At 34.1% G+C, this 17,680-nt stretch carries 11 protein-coding genes; 7 read left to right on the top strand and 4 right to left on the bottom strand.

All coding sequences use genetic code 11. The features are described 5' to 3' along the window. A partial coding sequence (locus tag FNW17_RS04805; protein ID WP_144071013.1) for an IS1595 family transposase occupies nt 1–383 on the top strand: 383 nt, incomplete at its 5' end. A gap of 159 nt (nt 384–542) precedes the next feature. After that, on the top strand, nt 543–2,339 hold the full coding sequence (gene typA, locus FNW17_RS04810; RefSeq protein WP_143392051.1) for a translational GTPase TypA: 1,797 nt from the start codon (nt 543–545) through the stop codon (nt 2,337–2,339). Between the two features lie 75 nt (nt 2,340–2,414). On the opposite strand, the gene FNW17_RS04815 is transcribed toward typA, so the two are convergent. Together FNW17_RS04815 and FNW17_RS04820 are read right to left on the bottom strand one after the other, a co-directional pair. After that, nucleotides 2,415–7,415 (bottom strand): T9SS type B sorting domain-containing protein, encoded by a 5,001-nt coding sequence (locus FNW17_RS04815; RefSeq protein ID WP_144071014.1) that lies wholly within the window; start codon nt 7,413–7,415, stop codon nt 2,415–2,417. A 23-nt stretch (nt 7,416–7,438) separates the two neighbouring features. After that, on the bottom strand, nt 7,439–9,757 hold the full coding sequence (locus tag FNW17_RS04820; protein WP_144071015.1) for a T9SS type B sorting domain-containing protein: 2,319 nt from the start codon (nt 9,755–9,757) through the stop codon (nt 7,439–7,441). Nucleotides 9,758–9,922: 165 nt separating this feature from the next. On the opposite strand from FNW17_RS04820, the gene FNW17_RS04825 reads away from it, so the two are divergent. After that, entirely contained in the window at nt 9,923–10,981 is a 1,059-nt protein-coding gene (locus tag FNW17_RS04825; RefSeq protein ID WP_144071016.1) for a hypothetical protein, read from the top strand. A gap of 151 nt (nt 10,982–11,132) precedes the next feature. Here FNW17_RS04825 and FNW17_RS04830 read toward each other — a convergent pair whose 3' ends face one another. After that, nucleotides 11,133–11,372: a hypothetical protein gene (locus FNW17_RS04830; protein ID WP_143392095.1), complete on the bottom strand. Its 240-nt coding sequence runs from the start codon at nt 11,370–11,372 to the stop codon at nt 11,133–11,135. A 272-nt stretch (nt 11,373–11,644) separates the two neighbouring features. Continuing rightward, nucleotides 11,645–12,598: a fasciclin domain-containing protein gene (locus FNW17_RS04835; RefSeq protein WP_144071017.1), complete on the bottom strand. Its 954-nt coding sequence runs from the start codon at nt 12,596–12,598 to the stop codon at nt 11,645–11,647. A gap of 314 nt (nt 12,599–12,912) precedes the next feature. On the opposite strand from FNW17_RS04835, the gene FNW17_RS04840 reads away from it, so the two are divergent. The 4 genes from FNW17_RS04840 (at nt 12,913) to FNW17_RS04855 (ending at nt 17,648) form a co-directional block, all read left to right on the top strand. After that, a complete protein-coding gene (locus FNW17_RS04840; protein WP_143390027.1) occupies nt 12,913–13,617 on the top strand; it encodes a toxin-antitoxin system YwqK family antitoxin in 705 nt (234 codons plus the stop codon). A 213-nt stretch (nt 13,618–13,830) separates the two neighbouring features. Then, nucleotides 13,831–15,018: a tRNA 2-thiouridine(34) synthase MnmA gene (mnmA, locus tag FNW17_RS04845; protein WP_144071018.1), complete on the top strand. Its 1,188-nt coding sequence runs from the start codon at nt 13,831–13,833 to the stop codon at nt 15,016–15,018. A 26-nt stretch (nt 15,019–15,044) separates the two neighbouring features. Then, on the top strand, nt 15,045–16,688 hold the full coding sequence (locus FNW17_RS04850; protein WP_143390025.1) for a S8 family serine peptidase: 1,644 nt from the start codon (nt 15,045–15,047) through the stop codon (nt 16,686–16,688). Between the two features lie 15 nt (nt 16,689–16,703). Then, on the top strand, nt 16,704–17,648 hold the full coding sequence (locus FNW17_RS04855) for an NAD(P)H-dependent flavin oxidoreductase (protein WP_143390024.1): 945 nt from the start codon (nt 16,704–16,706) through the stop codon (nt 17,646–17,648). The last annotated feature ends 32 nt before the right edge of the window (nt 17,649–17,680 follow it).

Raw genomic sequence — 17,680 nt, forward strand, 5'->3', positions numbered from 1 at the left:
AAGTAGGTTTTCTAAAAATGGTTGTGATGGAAGATTTAACGGCTCAAAGCATCAATAAAGAAGTAGGAAAATCGGTTAAAAATACAGCGTCAGTAATTACAGACGGCTACACAGGTTATGCAAAATTAAAAGAAAAAATAGCCCATCACGAAATAGTGGTAGAACCAAACAAAACAAAATCAGAAAAAGTATTTCCGTGGGTAAATAGGAGTATTAGTAATGCTAAAAAAGTTCTGTTAGGGATCCATCATAATTGCGTAAATCAGCAATATGTACAAAACTATTTAGATGAGTTCTGTTATAAGTTCAACAGAAGGTATTTCGGGGACAGACTATCGGATAGGTTATTGATTGCAGCATTAGAAACAACTTGGTACAAGTAACGGATAGTCATAAAAATTTATGTTATTATTTATAATCATTCAAAACTTATTTTAAAAGCGATGCATTTTAGAATAATACGTTAACAAATTGCAAACTATAAGATAAAGATTTTTTATATGAAAATAAAGTGTACCTTTGCAACCTGAAAAAAAAATTAGATGGAAGCTATTAGAAACATTGCAATTATTGCCCACGTCGATCACGGTAAAACTACTCTGGTTGATAAAATCATGTATCATTGTCACTTATTTCGAGACAATCAGAATACAGGAGACTTAATACTTGACAGTAATGATTTAGAACGCGAAAGAGGTATTACCATTACTTCCAAAAATGTTTCTGTAGTCTATAAAGGTACAAAAATTAACATTATTGACACTCCTGGTCACGCCGATTTTGGTGGAGAAGTGGAGCGAGTTCTTAATATGGCCGACGGAGTTTGCCTTCTTGTAGATGCTTTTGAAGGACCAATGCCACAAACTCGTTTTGTGTTACAAAAAGCTATTGACTTAGGATTAAAGCCTTGTGTGGTTATCAATAAAGTCGATAAAGAAAACTGTACTCCTGAAGAAGTTCACGAAAAAGTTTTCGATTTAATGTTCGAATTGGGTGCAGAAGAATGGCAGTTGGATTTTCCAACAGTTTATGGTTCTGCTAAAAATAACTGGATGTCTGATGATTTTAATGTTATCACAGAAAACATAGAACCGTTATTGGATATGGTCTTGGCTCACGTTCCTGCTCCTAAAGTTTCTGAGGGAACCCCACAAATGTTAATCACTTCTTTAGATTTTTCTGCTTTTACTGGTCGTATTGCGATTGGTCGTCTTGAAAGAGGTGTTTTGAAAGAAGGATTGCCAATTTCTTTAGTAAAAAGAGACGGAACAATTACTAAATCAAGAATTAAAGAATTGCATACTTTTGAAGGACTTGGTCGTAAAAAAGTGCAAGAAGTAATTGCGGGTGATATTTGTGCTATTATAGGTGTTGAAGGTTTTGAAATTGGTGATACTATCGCTTGTTTTGATAATCCAGAAGCATTACAAGCTATTGCTATTGACGAGCCAACAATGAGTATGTTGTTTACAATCAATGACTCTCCTTTCTTTGGTAAAGAAGGAAAATTTGTTACTTCTAGACATATTAGAGATAGATTGACAAAAGAGTTGGAAAAAAACCTAGCTATGAAGTTAGGCGAAACTGATTCTGCTGATAAATTTATGGTTTTTGGTCGTGGTGTACTTCACTTATCTGTTCTTATTGAAACTATGAGAAGAGAAGGTTATGAAATGCAAATCGGTCAACCACAAGTTATTATCAAAGAAATTGATGGTAAAAAATGTGAACCTATTGAGGAATTAACAATCGATTTACCAGAAACTCTTTCGGGAAGAGCTGTAGAGTTTGTTTCTTTCCGTAAAGGAGAAATGTTGAGTATGGAAACTAAAGGGGAACGTATGATAATAAAATTCAATATTCCATCACGTGGAATTATCGGATTGCGTAACCAATTGCTTACTGCTACTGCTGGTGAGGCTATTATGGCACATCGTTTTATAGGATATGAGCCTTACAAAGGAGAGATTTCTGGACGTAATAAAGGTTCATTAATTTCTATGGAAAAAGGAAAAGCTATTCCTTATTCTATCGATAAATTACAAGATCGTGGTAAATTCTTCGTTAATCCTAATGACGAAATTTATGAAGGTCAAGTAATTGGTGAAAACTCCCGTGCCGATGATATGTGTGTGAACGTGACTAAAGAGAAAAAACAATCTAACGTTCGTTCTTCTGGAAATGATGATAAAGCTAGAATTATTCCTCCAATTATTTTCTCTCTAGAAGAAGCTTTAGAGTACATTCAAAAAGATGAGTACGTTGAGGTTACTCCAAAATCGATTCGTTTGAGAAAAATATATTTGACAGAAACGGATAGAAAAAGATTTAAAATCTAGTCCTAATTATTATAACAAAAAAGCCATTCGAAAGAATGGCTTTTTTTATATACTTTTTCTAATTCATTCTTATTATTAACGTTTCAAACTAAAATGACCTTTTGCCTCACGTCCATCCTCAAGTTTTATAGTGTACCAATAATCATCCGCTGGTAAAAGAGTTCCGTTGAAAGTGCCATCCCATCCTTCGCTCCTTGATGGAATCCATTGTTTGAGTAGTTTCCCATATCGGTTAAAAATATATATTATAGAATTGGCATTGAAATTCGCAGTTACACCTTTTACACTCCAATAATCATTGTATCCATCGTTATTTGGAGTAAAGAATTTTGGCATTCCAACAACGGCAATAGTTGTTGTAGTTACAGGCCTACAACCATTTTTATCATTAATAAAAACATCGTGAATTCCGGCTGGCACATTATCAAAGAAATTGGAATCTTGATACGGCCCATAAAGGTCGTCTAAACTGTATTCATAAATGCCAGTTCCTGTTACATTCACCGTAACTGTATTGATGTCAGTCATATCAACGATAGCAATCGATTGAATATGTGCCACATCTGAAGGGGTAACTTTTATAGTTCGAATTCTGCCACAACCTTCACTATTTAGTACTTCAACAGTATATAATCCTGCTTCATTTACATCTAATGTGTAATCCGTTTTGCCTATTAAAATAGCTCCATCTTTCGACCAAATATAAGTGTAATCCGATATTGGTGAGCCATCTTGAATTCCCGCATCGAGTTGTACATAAAAGGTTGGGTCGTTTGTACAAACTAATTCGTCTTCGCTTCCATCGGTATTTAAACTAATATTCGGTAGTGGATCTATTACAAAAGAAATTATTAATTCGGCGAAACAAGAGGTATTTATTGAGTTTTCGACAATGGCTTTTACATTTTGAGAACTAGTTATAAATGGATTTGGCAACGGACTTGGTAATGCATTTCCATTTTGGTCAAAATATTTTACCGTCATGCTAGTTTGTCCTTTCAAAATTGTGGATAGAAATGTTGAAGTATCAAATCCTAATTTTCCATCTTGAGTTAATGGATCTGATTCATCATCACAAATAGTTGTCAAAGAAACAGGTATAGGGAAAGCTTCCGGCAAATCATCTACGATAAATTGAATCGTAGTTTCATCAAAACATTTTAATAAAGTAGTATTGGAAACCACTGCTTTTATAATTTGTGAAGTAGAGGTAAAAGTCGCTGGGAAAGGACTAGTTATCATTACTCCATTAGCATCTTTCAAAGGATTATTAGCGGCATCAAAATAAGCCACAGTAACAGGAAACGTTTGGTTCGTTCCTAATAAAGTGGTTTCTAAAGTAGCAGTATTAAAAGTAAAAATTCCATCTTGATTGTCATCGCATTGTCTTGGAATTGAAATTGGATTTGCAAAAGGTAGCTTTTCAACTGTTAGATTCACATAGGGACCTAATCCAAAGCAAGCATTGTCAATATCGCTATCGACTCTACCCCAAATTATCTGAGTATTTGGATAACCAATGTTTCTGTAATTTGAAATATCAGTTATGGCATTGAGTTCTGCCAATGCATCGGCTTGGTTTCTATAATAGGTAATGGAGTAATTTCCTGTAGCGGGAAGCATCGTTTTAATATCGGTCGTAACACTGCTAAAATCAAAGGATGAAACACCGTCTCTTTTATCATTATTATCATTATTTGCGCCATTACTATCTAACAAATCGTCACAAACTTCGAAAGCTCTATTAAAAATAATCGGAATTTGAGTTACTAAAACTTTCAATGTTATTTGTGCAGTTCTAAAACAGCCATTTGAATTTACAACTCTTGTCCAAACTGGCATTGTGAATGGAGTTGTGTTTGTAAAGGCTAGTGGTGTGTTGATTAGTTCTGCTGGATCGGCAGTATTGGCTCCAGCTGAAGTTTTGTAATAAGTAAAAGTCTCATTGGTAAAATCCGTTGAAATTTCATTGTTTTTTACTGTTAGATTAAATGTCGAATATCCCAATAAATCAGCACCACATTGAATAATTGTGATATTATTTACAACAGGCAAAACGTAAACTGTCAAAGTGGCTTCCTCCGAAGTTAGGCCGCAAGAATTTCCAGTTTTACTTAATAGGACACGGTATTTATAACCATTCATAGCGTTTGAAACATTAGTTATGGTTAATGTGTTTGTTTTTGATCCAGAATAAGTTGCATTGTCTAAAACATCATTCCAGGTTGTTCCATCATTCGAAAGTTGCCATTGATAGGTGTTTCCTCCATTGTCAATTAAGGTAATTGTAACATTTTGCAACTCACAAGTTGGAGCAACTGCTGGTTGTTGTGTTATTACAATGGGTGCCGAGATTAAATAGTTAGGATTCGGAACTGTGTATGGAGCGCCACTAACAAGTCCATTCACGTCAACAGTTATGGGTGAATTTCCGAATTTTCCATCTCCATCAGCATCAGTAAATCCTGCTTCTATTACATCCGAACAGACATCTTTATCACTGTCTAAATCGCGATAATTTCGAATTCCGTCAGTATCCAAATCATTTTCGGTTTCTACAGAATCTCGTATTCCATCATTATCGCTGTCTAAATCTAGATAATCTAAAATGCCATCATTATCAGAATCAACGGGCGTAAAACCGAGTCCAAAAGCATTGTCTAAACCATCATTATTGGTATCGGTATTAGAAATTGCTACAGTAGCACTTACTTGGGCTTCTATTGTATCCTGAATTCCATCATTGTCACTGTCGATATCCAATTGATCAGGAATGCCATCTCCTTCGGAATCTTTTGGAATACAAGTTGCAAAGAATTTTAAAGTAGATTTGTTTGGCTCAGTTTCGGATAGATTTTTATGCGTAAAACGGATAGTATTGGCTAAATAAGTTAAGAATTTAAAAGTGCCCGTTCCTGCTGCTAAAGGAGTTGAACTGTTAATTCGAAATCGGATTTCAAAAGAGGAATATTCTGTAATGCCAGTTTCGTAAATTCCATCATAGTTAATATCTATCAATAATTGATTATCAGGATTGAGAACCGTTATTGTTTTGTTGATATCTGAATTAATTACATATTCAGCATTATCATTCAACAAATCGGAAACATTTGCTGTAGAAACATATTCGATTCCTATGCTTATGGGTTGAGCAAAAGTCATTGTGTAAGTAACGCTATTCTCTTTGCCTGCTTGAATTTCAGAAATAAAACTACCACCTGAACTGCCTGAAAATGTTCCCTTAAATAAATCCTTACCTGTTGTTGTAGTTTCTCCTGTAAAAGAATTAGAGTAAGTATTCAGAATAATATTTCCTGCATTTGAATTCGAAATATCAATGTTTTGATTTCCGTAAGATTCAGTGCAGTTTAGGATTCCATCATTATCATTGTCTAAATCGATATTATCATAAACTTTGTCATTGTCAAGGTCAGTAGGGCAGTCACTTACAGGTATTTTATCTGAAAAGACAAAGGTACCACAGTTTGAATTTGTACCTTTTACTTGATAAAATCCGGGCTCAGTTGGAGTGTATGAATTGCTTATTTCCCCGGGTATTATTTCATCATTTTTATACCATTCAAAAGAATCATAGGAGGTCAAAGAACTAATTTTTAATATCACATCTGGGATACAAGAAGAAGTGGCACCAACTTTTATTTCGGAAATAATTTCTGGTTTCACGTCAAAACCTGAATAATAACCACCATAAGTAGCAAAACCACTTGAGCCAAAATAAGAGACATAGACTTGTTTATTCGAAAACACAGCGATATTACCTCTCAATCCTGTGATGCTGTACACTTCAAAAGCAGGATTGGCGATTACTGCTTGGAGAGTTACTGAAACTCCAGAAGGAAGACTGGAAATAGGGTAGTTTGTTCCATCAATTCCTATTTGTAAAGTTGATCCAGTTTCGGTGACGATATTTAATCCGCTATTTGTTGTAAAACTTATGGAACCAATTTGTTCAATCATTGGAATGTTGTTTACTATACTTGGAGTAGAACAGTTTAATGGAGGAACAAAAAATAAGTTTTGATTCGCTTGAGATTGTCCACCCACGCTTTGGTATGCAAATGCTGGCTTTGTAGTTCTCACATACATATTTCCATTACTCCCATATAAAGAGCCGTCTATGGCTAAATATTGCCCGGAATTTAGTGTTGTTGTACTTATCTCGTTAATAAATACTTCAGTATTGTCTTCGTGAGCTACAAGTAAAGGTCTTTCTGTGAGGTCTATTCCGTAACCTCTCACAAAAATATACTTTGTTTCGTCAGTATCTTTATTCCTAATATTTTCTATTGGAACAATTTGGTCAAATCCTAAATCTAAATTATTATTGGCATCGCCATTTGTTCCTCCAAAAGAACCACAGTTCAAAGCTATTGGTTTATTCGATTGGACTAATGCGCCAATTAATCCGTCTTTGTTTGCAATTCTATTATCTTCGGTAGCCAAAATATAACTTTGTCCTTTGTTTAAAGTAACACTTGCGGGAGTGTTTCCGGCTGTCGGATTATTCATTAAACTCACCCCAGGTTTAATGTCTTTGAATTCAACCAAAGTATTGTTTTCAGTTGCTAAAATGGATAAAAACGTATAGCGAGCAGGACTTGAATTTGTTGTTTCAGTATTTGTAAAAGCACCAACTCTGAATTCTTTTCCTAACGCAGATAATCCTTTTGAAACTAATGAACCCGCTTGGTTGTAGTTTCCAGCGCTAACCCTTGCAGCAACATAAACCAAACTTTCAGCTTCAATTATAAATCCTTTATCGGATAGAGTTGTATTTAAAAAACCGCTACTCGCCATAAGTTGAGTGTCTGTTCCAGAGCCTACGTTATAAACATAAGGGTTGTTTTGTGAAACAGATATATTGGTGATTTTAATCCCAATAGCATTAATTTTAACTTTTACAGGAGTTAAGCTTGGTGTGGAAATGTATAAATATTGATCTTGTGCAGCTACTGAATTTGAACCTGACAACGGTGGAATATAATGTGTTTTGCTAAATTGTGCAAAACAACTTATGGATAAAAATATAAAAAGAAGTAGACTAATTTTTTTCATCGGATAAAAATAACAAATATTTGTTATCTTTTTAATGTAAAATGGCCTTTTATTATTTTGCCTTCGCCAAGGTTTAATTGAAACCAATAATCATCTGAAGGTAATTCTTTCCCATTGTATTTGCCCGTCCAATAGGGATTTACAGTATTAATTTCAGTTAGTATTTTTCCATATCGGTTATAGATCGTTAGGGTTGAATTTGGAAATAAATCTAGATTTTTTATTTTCCAAATATCATTATAACCATCTCCATTTGGAGTAAAAAATCGAGGATAATCTAAAACATAAATCGTAAAAGGAATTGATAATCCACATGCATTTTTATCGTTTGCATATGCCAGATATTTTCCGGGAGCAATTCCTGTAAATAGTGGATTGTCTTGAAAATAGGAGCCATCAATCGAAAATTCATAGTTGTCACCAATGCCAGTATATTGCAATAAAACGGAATTATTGTTTCCTGCAAAATCAGTAACGGTAGCACCAGTAATTGTAGCAATTTCGGAGCTTGTAAGGTTGAATTTTTTCACAGCCTTACAACCCTCAGCATTAGTAACCGTAACCGAATAATTGCCGGCTACATTTATTGGAATACTATTTGAAGTTGCACCAGTATTCCATAAATAACTCGAGAAACCAGAAGCAACACTTAAATCGGTGGTCGAATCTACACAAACAAAACCCATTTCCTCCTGAAAATTTACTGGATTAAATGTGTTTACGACTAGTCTTACTGGAACAATACCAAAACAATCTGGGCCATTTACAATTCGAGCTTGAATGATTTGTTGGTTTGGAGTAGTGTTTTTGAAAATATTGGTCAAAGAATTTTTTTGAGCAATGGCATCGGTCGTGCTTAAATAATATTCGACAATCATTCCGGAAGGTAAACCATTCAAAACTTGTGGTGTGATTTGGGTGTTTAAATCGAATTGATAGAATCCATCTTGTACCCCATCATCATCACAATTTGAAACTGGACTTTGTGGAGAAATTAAATTGTTTGCAATTTTTAAATTCAATTGAGCGTAATTGGCACAGCCAAAAATATTAGTAACTCTGGCAAAAAGGGTTGGAACTGTTAGTTTGTTTGTATAAGTTGTAGGAGTCAGAATTGGATTTAATTTTCCTTGTGCATCTGCTAAGGATTCGTAATATACCACTGGACTTAAAGTAGTGTCATTATTTTTAATAATGTTATCCACTCTTGTTAGATTGAAAATAGAAATTCCATCGGCATTGTCATCACATTGTGCTAGAGTGGTGTTTGATACTATTATTTCTGGAGCATATTCTAATTTTATTTCGTCTATCGCCAAACAGGTTGCAGGTGTAAAAACCACTTCTACTTTGTAAGTTCCGTTATCGCTAATAGTCAAAATTGGGCTTTTTTCGGTTGGAAGTAAAACTCCATCTTTGTACCATTTATAGTCATAAGTTGCTGGTAGTTGAGTGTCAATTGTGTAGCTTTCGCCAAAACAAATCGGATTGCTTGTTGCTAATCGATCTGATCCTAAGTCAAATTTTGGAGAAAAACTCCCCGCTTTAAAAAACACAGCAGAATCGTAATATTCATTAAAATCATTTGCAATCACTAATTTAATATGATAGCTTTTTCCAGCAATTACTGGTGTTTGAGCATTCATAATGGCGGTTTGTCCCGCAAAATTTATTGGACTTGAAGCAGTATTAAAACCATTAAAATAATTCTCATTTACAGCAGCGCAACCATTATAAATTCCCGATGGAAGTATAGTTGGGTGAATATTTGTAGAAGAAACCGGTGTTTGTGTTCCTGGAATTACAGCTAGATTTTCGTAAACGGAACCTAGGGTGTTTTCCTTAATTAAAAATGCAAACCCATCGGTAAAGCGGCAAGAACCTGTATCTGCATATTCAGTAGAAGCAAAAATATAATCAAAGCTTAAGAAATTGGTTAATGGAATAAAATCAAATTCCAAAACAGTTGCAGTTACTGAGTTAATTCCCAATATTTGATTCAAATCTGCATCCCCGAGCCAGCCACCATCATTGTCGTTACCCAATACCCAATTATAAGGCCCAATTGACTTTTTTGCATATTGCGTACTTAATACAACTCCTTCTGCAAAAGGAAAACTACCGCCAGCATTAGTAAAATAGCCATGACTATTTTCTCCAACAGGAAAAGTGTCTCCTTTTGCAGCAACATTGTAAACCGTAGCACAGGAGCTATTAACTAATACATTTTCGACAAGTTGTTGGGCTGTGTAAGTGTCATCAACAGTAATATTTTGTGCCGATACAATCAAAGTATTGCAGTAAATCAAGGAAAAAAATAGAATTGTTTGTTGCCATTTCATAGTTGTTCAAAGATACTACAAAACTATATTTTTTTAAACTATCAAATATTAGGCTTAAAAAAACAATCAATTCAGTCATTTTCAACATAAAAAGAAATCTATTTATGTATTCAATTTTGAATTAACTTGTGATATTAATGTAAATTTGTTTAAAATTATTTCAAAATGAGTCAAAAGCAATTAATGGTTTTCAAAAAACCTTCTTACCCCATAAATTCTTCCTTTTTAGACTATTTGGAACGATTTGATCGGGTATCAAAAGTTTCATTATATTATAATGATTTATTGCGATTCACAGGTTCTATAAATGTTTTTGATAAAAATGATGTCGATACATTATGGATTCGAGTTTATTATAGTGAGTTTGAGAGAGCTGAAATTGATTTGAATTTAAAAAAAATATATTCGTATCTTCATTCAGATGGGAATATTGATATCATAAAGTTCTTGAATGTTGATGCTATTGATTATTGCACTTTTGGCAACTCGAAACCCTTTCGAGTTAAAGTAAGAAATATTCTCAACGACAATTACACCTATTTTTATGTAAAAAAAGCCGATGCTTCTCGGGTTTATGGGTTAGAATTAGAGCATATTCTTTCGCCAGACAAAATCCATTTTTTGGTGTACAAAGACACTTTGATCGAAGAGCATATTATGGGAATTCCTGGAGATGTATTTATGGAAACACTTTTACAACATTGCTCTGAGGTCGAAAAATCACAAATCGCAAAAGAGTTCGTTAAATTTAACGAGCGTTGTATGATTCGGCTTTTGGGCGACATGAGAGCGTATAATTATGTTATTGTGCCCATTCACGATTTTGATCAAGTAGTTTTTAAAATTCGCCCTATAGATTTTGACCAGCAATGCTATGAAGGAAATTTGAAAGTGTATCGTCCACAGTTTTTTAAAGAAAATTATCCAATGGTAAAATTGGTTAAAGAAAAATTGGAGAATAGTTCAATAGAACAGTATAAAAACGAGGAGAGAGCCGCTTTGGCCAAAAGAATTTTTTCTAATGAAACCCGAGTTAATAAATTATTGCATATTATGGGTAATGACATGATTGCACCGGATAGTCAGGTCGAACAATTAAAGTTGGAATTGTACCGATTAACTCACGACATCAATTTTAAGAGAGCAAAAACTATGGGAAATGTGCTTAACTCAGCCTTTGATTTCATAACTCGAAATTACAAAAACATATATATTGTGAATTAATCTTGCAATCAAATACTAAAAATTATAGTTTTTGATATTGCTAGGAATGAATTTCGATTACAGAAATCCGAGCTAAGCGTTTTTTTATTGCTAATTGTCTTAGTAATAGCAGACTTTTTATGAGAAGAAGTAGTAGCATCTTTATGGGGTTTTAAATGGAATAATTTCTTTTTATATACAATCGGTTTAATATTTCATTAATATCTTTTAGCTCTTGGGTGAGATATATTGTCTGACCATGAATGTCATTGGTCATTTCTAAACCGCAGCTGGAACATTTATATTCTTTAAAATGATTGGTCACATTTCTGGTTGTTATCATTTTATGCCCAAAAAACGAGCACAGTATTTTTCTGGAGAAAGCAAATTCTTTTTGGGTAAATGTGTTCATGGTTAGAGAGTTAGAGTTGGAATTATAAATATATAATAACAACGATAAAAACACAAATAAAACTGATTAAAAGCAATTATTTTCAAAATATTTAAATAAAATATTACAATTTTAAGGTTTTTAATATTATGTTTGAGTTTTTTTTTGAATGCTGCAAATAAAAATGCCTCCATTAAGAATTATCTTTTTGGAGGCATTTTTTTAGGTAAAGTAAAATTCGAATAAAACTTTAGTAGTAGGTATTTAACAACTAAAATTTATTTTTAAGGATATTAAAATGTTGGTAAAAGCACTTTATTTATAACGTGAATTACTCCATTCGAACATTGTACATCAGTTGCAACAATCGTTGAAATTCTATTTCTTACGTCTTTAATTTTTGCTCTGCCTGTCAATTGTATAGTATATTTTTGTGGTAATTGAAGTGTAGCAATCTCTTGACCTTCCATCAGGCTAGCTGCTAAAACATTTCCATTAGCTACATGATAAGTTAAAACTTTTGTCAAATTTGCAACAGATACTGATGCAGTTCCACCTGGTGCTAATTCAGTATTTAGATCTGTAAATGCTGCATTTGTTGGAGCCATAACTGTGAACGGTCCTGTTCCAGAAAGAATACTAACAAAATTAGGTTGTCCAGCACTAGTCAATGCGCCAACTAATGAAGTGAAATTTGCGTTTGCTGTAGCGTGTGTTACAATCGTAGGCAATCCTATTACTTTATCTACTACATGGATGACACCATTCGAAGCCATAATATCAGCCGAAGTAACCATTGCAACTCCATTTAATTTTACACCTGACGCAGTGTTTACATACATACTCATTGTATTAGTTCCAGAAGTCGCACTTTTGGCCAAAGTTTTTACATAACCTGTAGTCAAATCTGTTGACACTTTCTTTCCGCTAACTACATGATTTAACAAAATTTGTGTCAAAACGTCTTTTGGAACATCATTTAATGTAGCATAAGGTGTAGTTTTCAAGAAAGCTACAAAAGCTGCATCTGTTGGAGCAAATACAGTGAAAGGCCCAACTCCCTGAAGAGTCGAAGCTAAGTCTGCTTTTACTAATGCTTGAACAAGAATTGATAAGTTAGCATTAGTCTGAGCAATCCCAGTTATAGTATTGTCAGCCATAGATTCATCATCATTGTTACAAGAAATTGCGAAAAATGTTATTGCAATAAGCGCAATGATAATTTTAATTTTAAATAAATTTTTCATAATGTTTTTTTTATGTTTGTATTAGTTTTTAAATTCTGTTCAAATTTATCTAAAAAAGATTAAACAAAATATTTCTTTGTGAAAATTTTAATATTTGTTTTACAGAATTTACTATAACTAATGCGTTGTATTTCAGGAAAATATAATTTGTATGTTTGTGTTTGTCATAATAATACTAAACAAATGTTAGTGTAAACAAAATTGTTTTAAATGTGTTATTATGTAAATTTGTTTTCTACCAGTAATTAAGGCAGCGTAATATTATTAATCAAATTCAGTTATGTATATAAATCATTTATTAGAATCGCCTAGACATGACAAATAAACTTTTTTTTGGATTTTTATTTTTTGTAAACATGGCCATGTTTGCCCAAGTGGTTTACAATAAATTAGACGATAAGGGAAACAAAAACGGACCTTGGAAAGGATTTTATTTCGATACCAAAAACCCAAAATACGAAGGGGCATTCGAACACGGCAAAGAAATTGGTATTTTTACTTTCTATGATAATACCAAATCGAAAAGAGTGGTTGCTACTAGAGAATTTAATAGTAAAGATAATTCTGCCTACACGATTTTTTATGATCAACTCAAAAATAAAGTAAGCGAGGGCAAAGTCGTCAACAAATTATATGAAGGCCAATGGAAATATTACCACAAAGCTTCTAAAGCGATAATGACTACCGAAAATTATAGTAAAGGAAAACTCGAAGGTTTGCGGTCTGTTTTTTATTCCAACGGGAAAATTGCCGAAGAGATGCTAAACAAAAACAACCTTAAAAATGGGTTTTATAAACGATACACTGAATCCGGAATTATCATCGAAGAATCTAATTACAAAAACGATCAGTTTGATGGTTTGGCTATTTTCAGGGATGCCGATGACGGAACAATTGTTTCTAAAGGGAAATTCGTCAATGGGAAAAAAATGGGTGTTTGGCAATTTTTTCAAGGAGAAAAATTGGTCAAAGAAGAAAATATGAGCTTTCCGCAAAGTATTTCGAAAGCTAAAAAGTAGTATTAAGATAGATGAAATAAACATTATTTATTCTTATGATTTCAATTGCCTTTGGCTTTAGCCAAAGGTTTTTTTATGTTTCATTTACAGGTTTTAGCCAAAATCATGCAATTGTTTAACTAACCTATCGATGGAATAAATCTAAAGTCTTACACCAATCCTTCCGTAAATCTTTGTAACTTTGCAACCTTGTAAAATTATAATTATTTCAAAATGAAACGTGTAGTTGTAGGGCTTTCAGGTGGTGTAGATTCGAGTGTTGCAGCGTATTTGTTGCAGCAGCAAGGCTATGAGGTCATAGGTCTTTTTATGAAAAATTGGCACGACGACTCGGTTACTATTTCTAATGATTGTCCGTGGCTTGAGGATAGCAATGATGCATTATTAGTTGCAGAAAAACTAGGAATTCCGTTCCAAACCGTAGATTTAAGCGAAGAATACAAAGAAAAAATCGTGGACTATATGTTCAACGAATACGAAAAAGGGAGAACTCCAAACCCTGATGTACTTTGCAATCGCGAAATAAAATTCGATGTTTTTATGAAAATCGCTTTAAGTCTTGGTGCTGATTATGTGGCAACTGGTCATTATTGCCGAAAAGGTGAAATCGAAGTCAACGGCGAAAAAGTCTATCAACTTTTGGCTGGAGTCGACAATAATAAAGACCAATCGTATTTTCTATGTCAATTATCGCAAGAGCAATTGGCAAAATCTTTGTTTCCAATAGGTGAATTAACAAAACCCGAAGTCCGCGAAATTGCTCTGGAATTGGATTTGGTTACCGCCGAAAAGAAAGATTCACAAGGATTGTGTTTCATTGGAAAAGTGAGATTGCCCGAGTTTTTGCAACAAAAATTACAACCCAAAGAAGGTCAAATAATCCAAATTGACAAAGGGATTTCGGAATATAATTTTATAAAACAAGAAGGACTTTCTGTTGAAGAAGAATTGTTATTCGATTCGCGTAAAATTGGGTACACACCAACAATGGGCAAAGTAGTGGGCAAACATCAAGGCGCACATTATTTCACCACAGGACAGCGAAAAGGATTAAATGTTGGCGGAACTACAGATCCATTATTTATCATATCCACCAATGTTGAAACAAATACAATTTACACCGGTTTAGGCAGTCAACATCCGGGATTGTTCAAAAAAGCATTGTTTATCGAAAAATTTGAAGTCCATTGGATTCGTACTGATTTGGCTTTGGCCAATGGCGAAACGATGGAAGTAATGGCACGAATTCGCTACCGTCAACCTTTGCAAAAAGCGACTTTACACCAATTCGAAAACGGAATGTACGTCGCTTTCGAAGAACCACAATCCGCCATTACCGAAGGGCAATTTGTAGCTTGGTATTTATATGATGAATTAGTTGGTTCGGGAGTTATTTCTTAGATTCGTATTTTAATTCCAAATTATATATGAGAAAAATAATTATTTTCCTGTTTTTAGTTTCGAGTTTTGTTGGCTTTTCGCAAGAAGAGGCCTGGGTTTACTTTAAAGACAAACCAGACTTTCAAACGTATTTAGATAATCCAATAACAATGCTTTCGCAAAGAGCATTAGACAGAAGAACTGCTCAAGGAATTGCCTTGGATATAATAGACGTACCTATTTACCAACCTTATATTAATGCGATAATTAATTCATCTGGAATTACCATCAAAGCCAAATCCAAATGGTTGAATTGTCTTCATATTCGGGGTTCGGTGGCCGATATTAATGCTCTAATATTATTGTCTTCTGTCCTCAAAGTAGATTTTGCCGATAAGACTTTGAACAGTTCTACCAATAAAACAGTTGCGAAATTAAAATTTAAACCTGTAAATAAAACGATGGAAACTGCAGTGACGTACAATTATGGCATTTCATCGAATCAAATTCAAATGTTGAATGGACATTTGTTGCATCAATTGGATTATACAGGTTCTGGAAAAATAATAGCGGTTATGGATTCAGGTTTTCCTGGAGTCGATACAGCTCAGCCTTTTCAGAGATTAAGGAACAACAATCAAATTCTTGGTGGATATGATTTTATAAATAAAAGTAGTAATTATTATTCTGGCAACAATCACGGAACCTATGTTTTGTCTTCAATGGGAGGTTATGTTGACGGGCAATTAGTAGGAACAGCTCCAGACGCAATGTATTATTTGTTTATAACTGAAGATGCTATTTCTGCATTTCCCTATTCTGAAAATCCTGTCGAAGAGTCAAATTGGGTCGAAGCTGCCGAAGAAGCCGATAGGCTAGGAGTGGATATTATTTCTACATCATTAGGCTATTTTGGTTATGATAATCCCAATTACAGTCACACCTATTCAGACATGACAGGGAATTTAGCTTTTGCATCTCAGGGAGCCAATATTGCTTTTGATAAAGGAATTATTGTGGTTGCTAGTGCAGGTAATGAAGGGCAGCAAACAGAACCACACGTGGGAATTCCTGCCGAAGCCAAAAATGTAATTGCTGTTGGCGCTGTTCAAGCCAATGAAACTTATGCTTTGTTTAGTTCAATAGGTCCAAGTTATGACGATCGAGTAAAACCAGATGTAATGGCTCAAGGACAAACAGTTGTATTGTCGGATCCAGCCGGAAATCTAGTTACTGGAAGTGGAACATCATTTTCTTGCCCCATAACATCTGGAATGGTCGCTTGTTTATGGCAAGCCTTGCCTGGCAAAAACGCACAACAAATTAAACAATTAATTCAGCAATCATCAGATAATTTTACCGAACCAGCCGTAAAATCAAGACCACAATACGGTTATGGAATTCCTGATTTTAATTTGGCTTTATCCAATGGATTATCGGTTGAAGAGTTTTTGAATAATGAATATAAAATCTATCCAAATCCTACCAATGACTTGGTGTCTTTTAGTTTGCCATCAAATGTAGAAGGGGATAAGATTTACATTTATTCTATTTCTGGACAAAAAGTAATAGAGGAAAATAGTTCAACCCAAGTGCCAACCATTTCATTAAAATCGTTGAGTAGCGGTGTTTATTTTTATAAAATAGTATCAAAAAGTTATACTAAAACAGGAAAAATTATTAAACAGTAATTTTCAATTCAATAAATGAACAAAATCACCCTACTTTTCAATATCAAATATCCAATTATTCAAGGAGGAATGATTTGGAACAGTGGTTATAAATTAGCCAGTGCAGTGAGTAATGCCGGTGGTTTGGGATTGATTGGGGCGGGTTCGATGTATCCCGAAGTGTTGCGGGAACATATTCAAAAATGTAAAAAAGCTACGGATAAACCCTTTGGTGTAAATGTACCGATGTTGTATCCGAACATCGACGAGATAATGAAAATTATTGTTGATGAAGGTGTGAAAATTGTTTTTACATCGGCAGGAAACCCCAAAACTTGGACTTCTTTTTTGAAGGAAAAAGGGATTACGGTAGTTCACGTTGTAAGCAGTTCTGTATTTGCATTGAAAGCACAAGATGCTGGAGTTGATGCCATTGTTGCCGAAGGATTTGAAGCTGGAGGACACAACGGAAGAGAAGAAACTACCACTTTTACTTTGATCCCGATGGTGAAAGAAAAAATTAAAATTCCACTTATTGCTGCTGGCGGAATTGCAAACGGTCGTGGAATGCTTGCCGCTATGGTTCTTGGAGCTGATGGAGTGCAAGTAGGAAGTCGATTTGCTGCTTCTGTAGAATCTTCGGCACACGAAAATTTCAAAAATAAAATTCTAGAAACCAATGAAGGCGAGACACAAGTGACTTTGAAAGAATTGGCACCAGTCCGATTAATCAAAAATAAATTTTACCAAGACGTTCAGGATTTATACGCAAAATGCCCAACGAAAGATGAATTATCAGCATTGTTAGGCAGAGCAAGAGCCAAACACGGAATGTTTGAAGGCGATATGGACGAAGGCGAACTCGAAATTGGTCAAATTGCAGGATTGATTCATCAAATAATACCAGCTGCTGAAATTATGGAGGAAATGATTACCGATTATAATTTGGCTAGAAAAGAAGTAGAGAAATTCGATTTCTAGTTCCAAATTTTAGTACTTTTGAAAACCTACAA

Source organism: Flavobacterium franklandianum (assembly GCF_007097365.1).
Lineage (GTDB): Bacteria > Bacteroidota > Bacteroidia > Flavobacteriales > Flavobacteriaceae > Flavobacterium > Flavobacterium franklandianum.

Excerpts from the sequence above, each read along its gene's own strand:
- typA (WP_143392051.1), top strand. The coding sequence starts at position 543 with ATGGAAGCTATTAGAAACATTGCAATTATTGCCCACGTCGATCACGGT.
- FNW17_RS04815 (WP_144071014.1), bottom strand. The coding sequence starts at position 7,415 with ATGAAAAAAATTAGTCTACTTCTTTTTATATTTTTATCCATAAGTTGT.
- FNW17_RS04820 (WP_144071015.1), bottom strand. The coding sequence starts at position 9,757 with ATGAAATGGCAACAAACAATTCTATTTTTTTCCTTGATTTACTGCAAT.
- FNW17_RS04825 (WP_144071016.1), top strand. The coding sequence starts at position 9,923 with ATGAGTCAAAAGCAATTAATGGTTTTCAAAAAACCTTCTTACCCCATA.
- FNW17_RS04830 (WP_143392095.1), bottom strand. The coding sequence starts at position 11,372 with ATGAACACATTTACCCAAAAAGAATTTGCTTTCTCCAGAAAAATACTG.
- FNW17_RS04835 (WP_144071017.1), bottom strand. The coding sequence starts at position 12,598 with ATGAAAAATTTATTTAAAATTAAAATTATCATTGCGCTTATTGCAATA.
- FNW17_RS04840 (WP_143390027.1), top strand. The coding sequence starts at position 12,913 with ATGACAAATAAACTTTTTTTTGGATTTTTATTTTTTGTAAACATGGCC.
- mnmA (WP_144071018.1), top strand. The coding sequence starts at position 13,831 with ATGAAACGTGTAGTTGTAGGGCTTTCAGGTGGTGTAGATTCGAGTGTT.
- FNW17_RS04850 (WP_143390025.1), top strand. The coding sequence starts at position 15,045 with ATGAGAAAAATAATTATTTTCCTGTTTTTAGTTTCGAGTTTTGTTGGC.
- FNW17_RS04855 (WP_143390024.1), top strand. The coding sequence starts at position 16,704 with ATGAACAAAATCACCCTACTTTTCAATATCAAATATCCAATTATTCAA.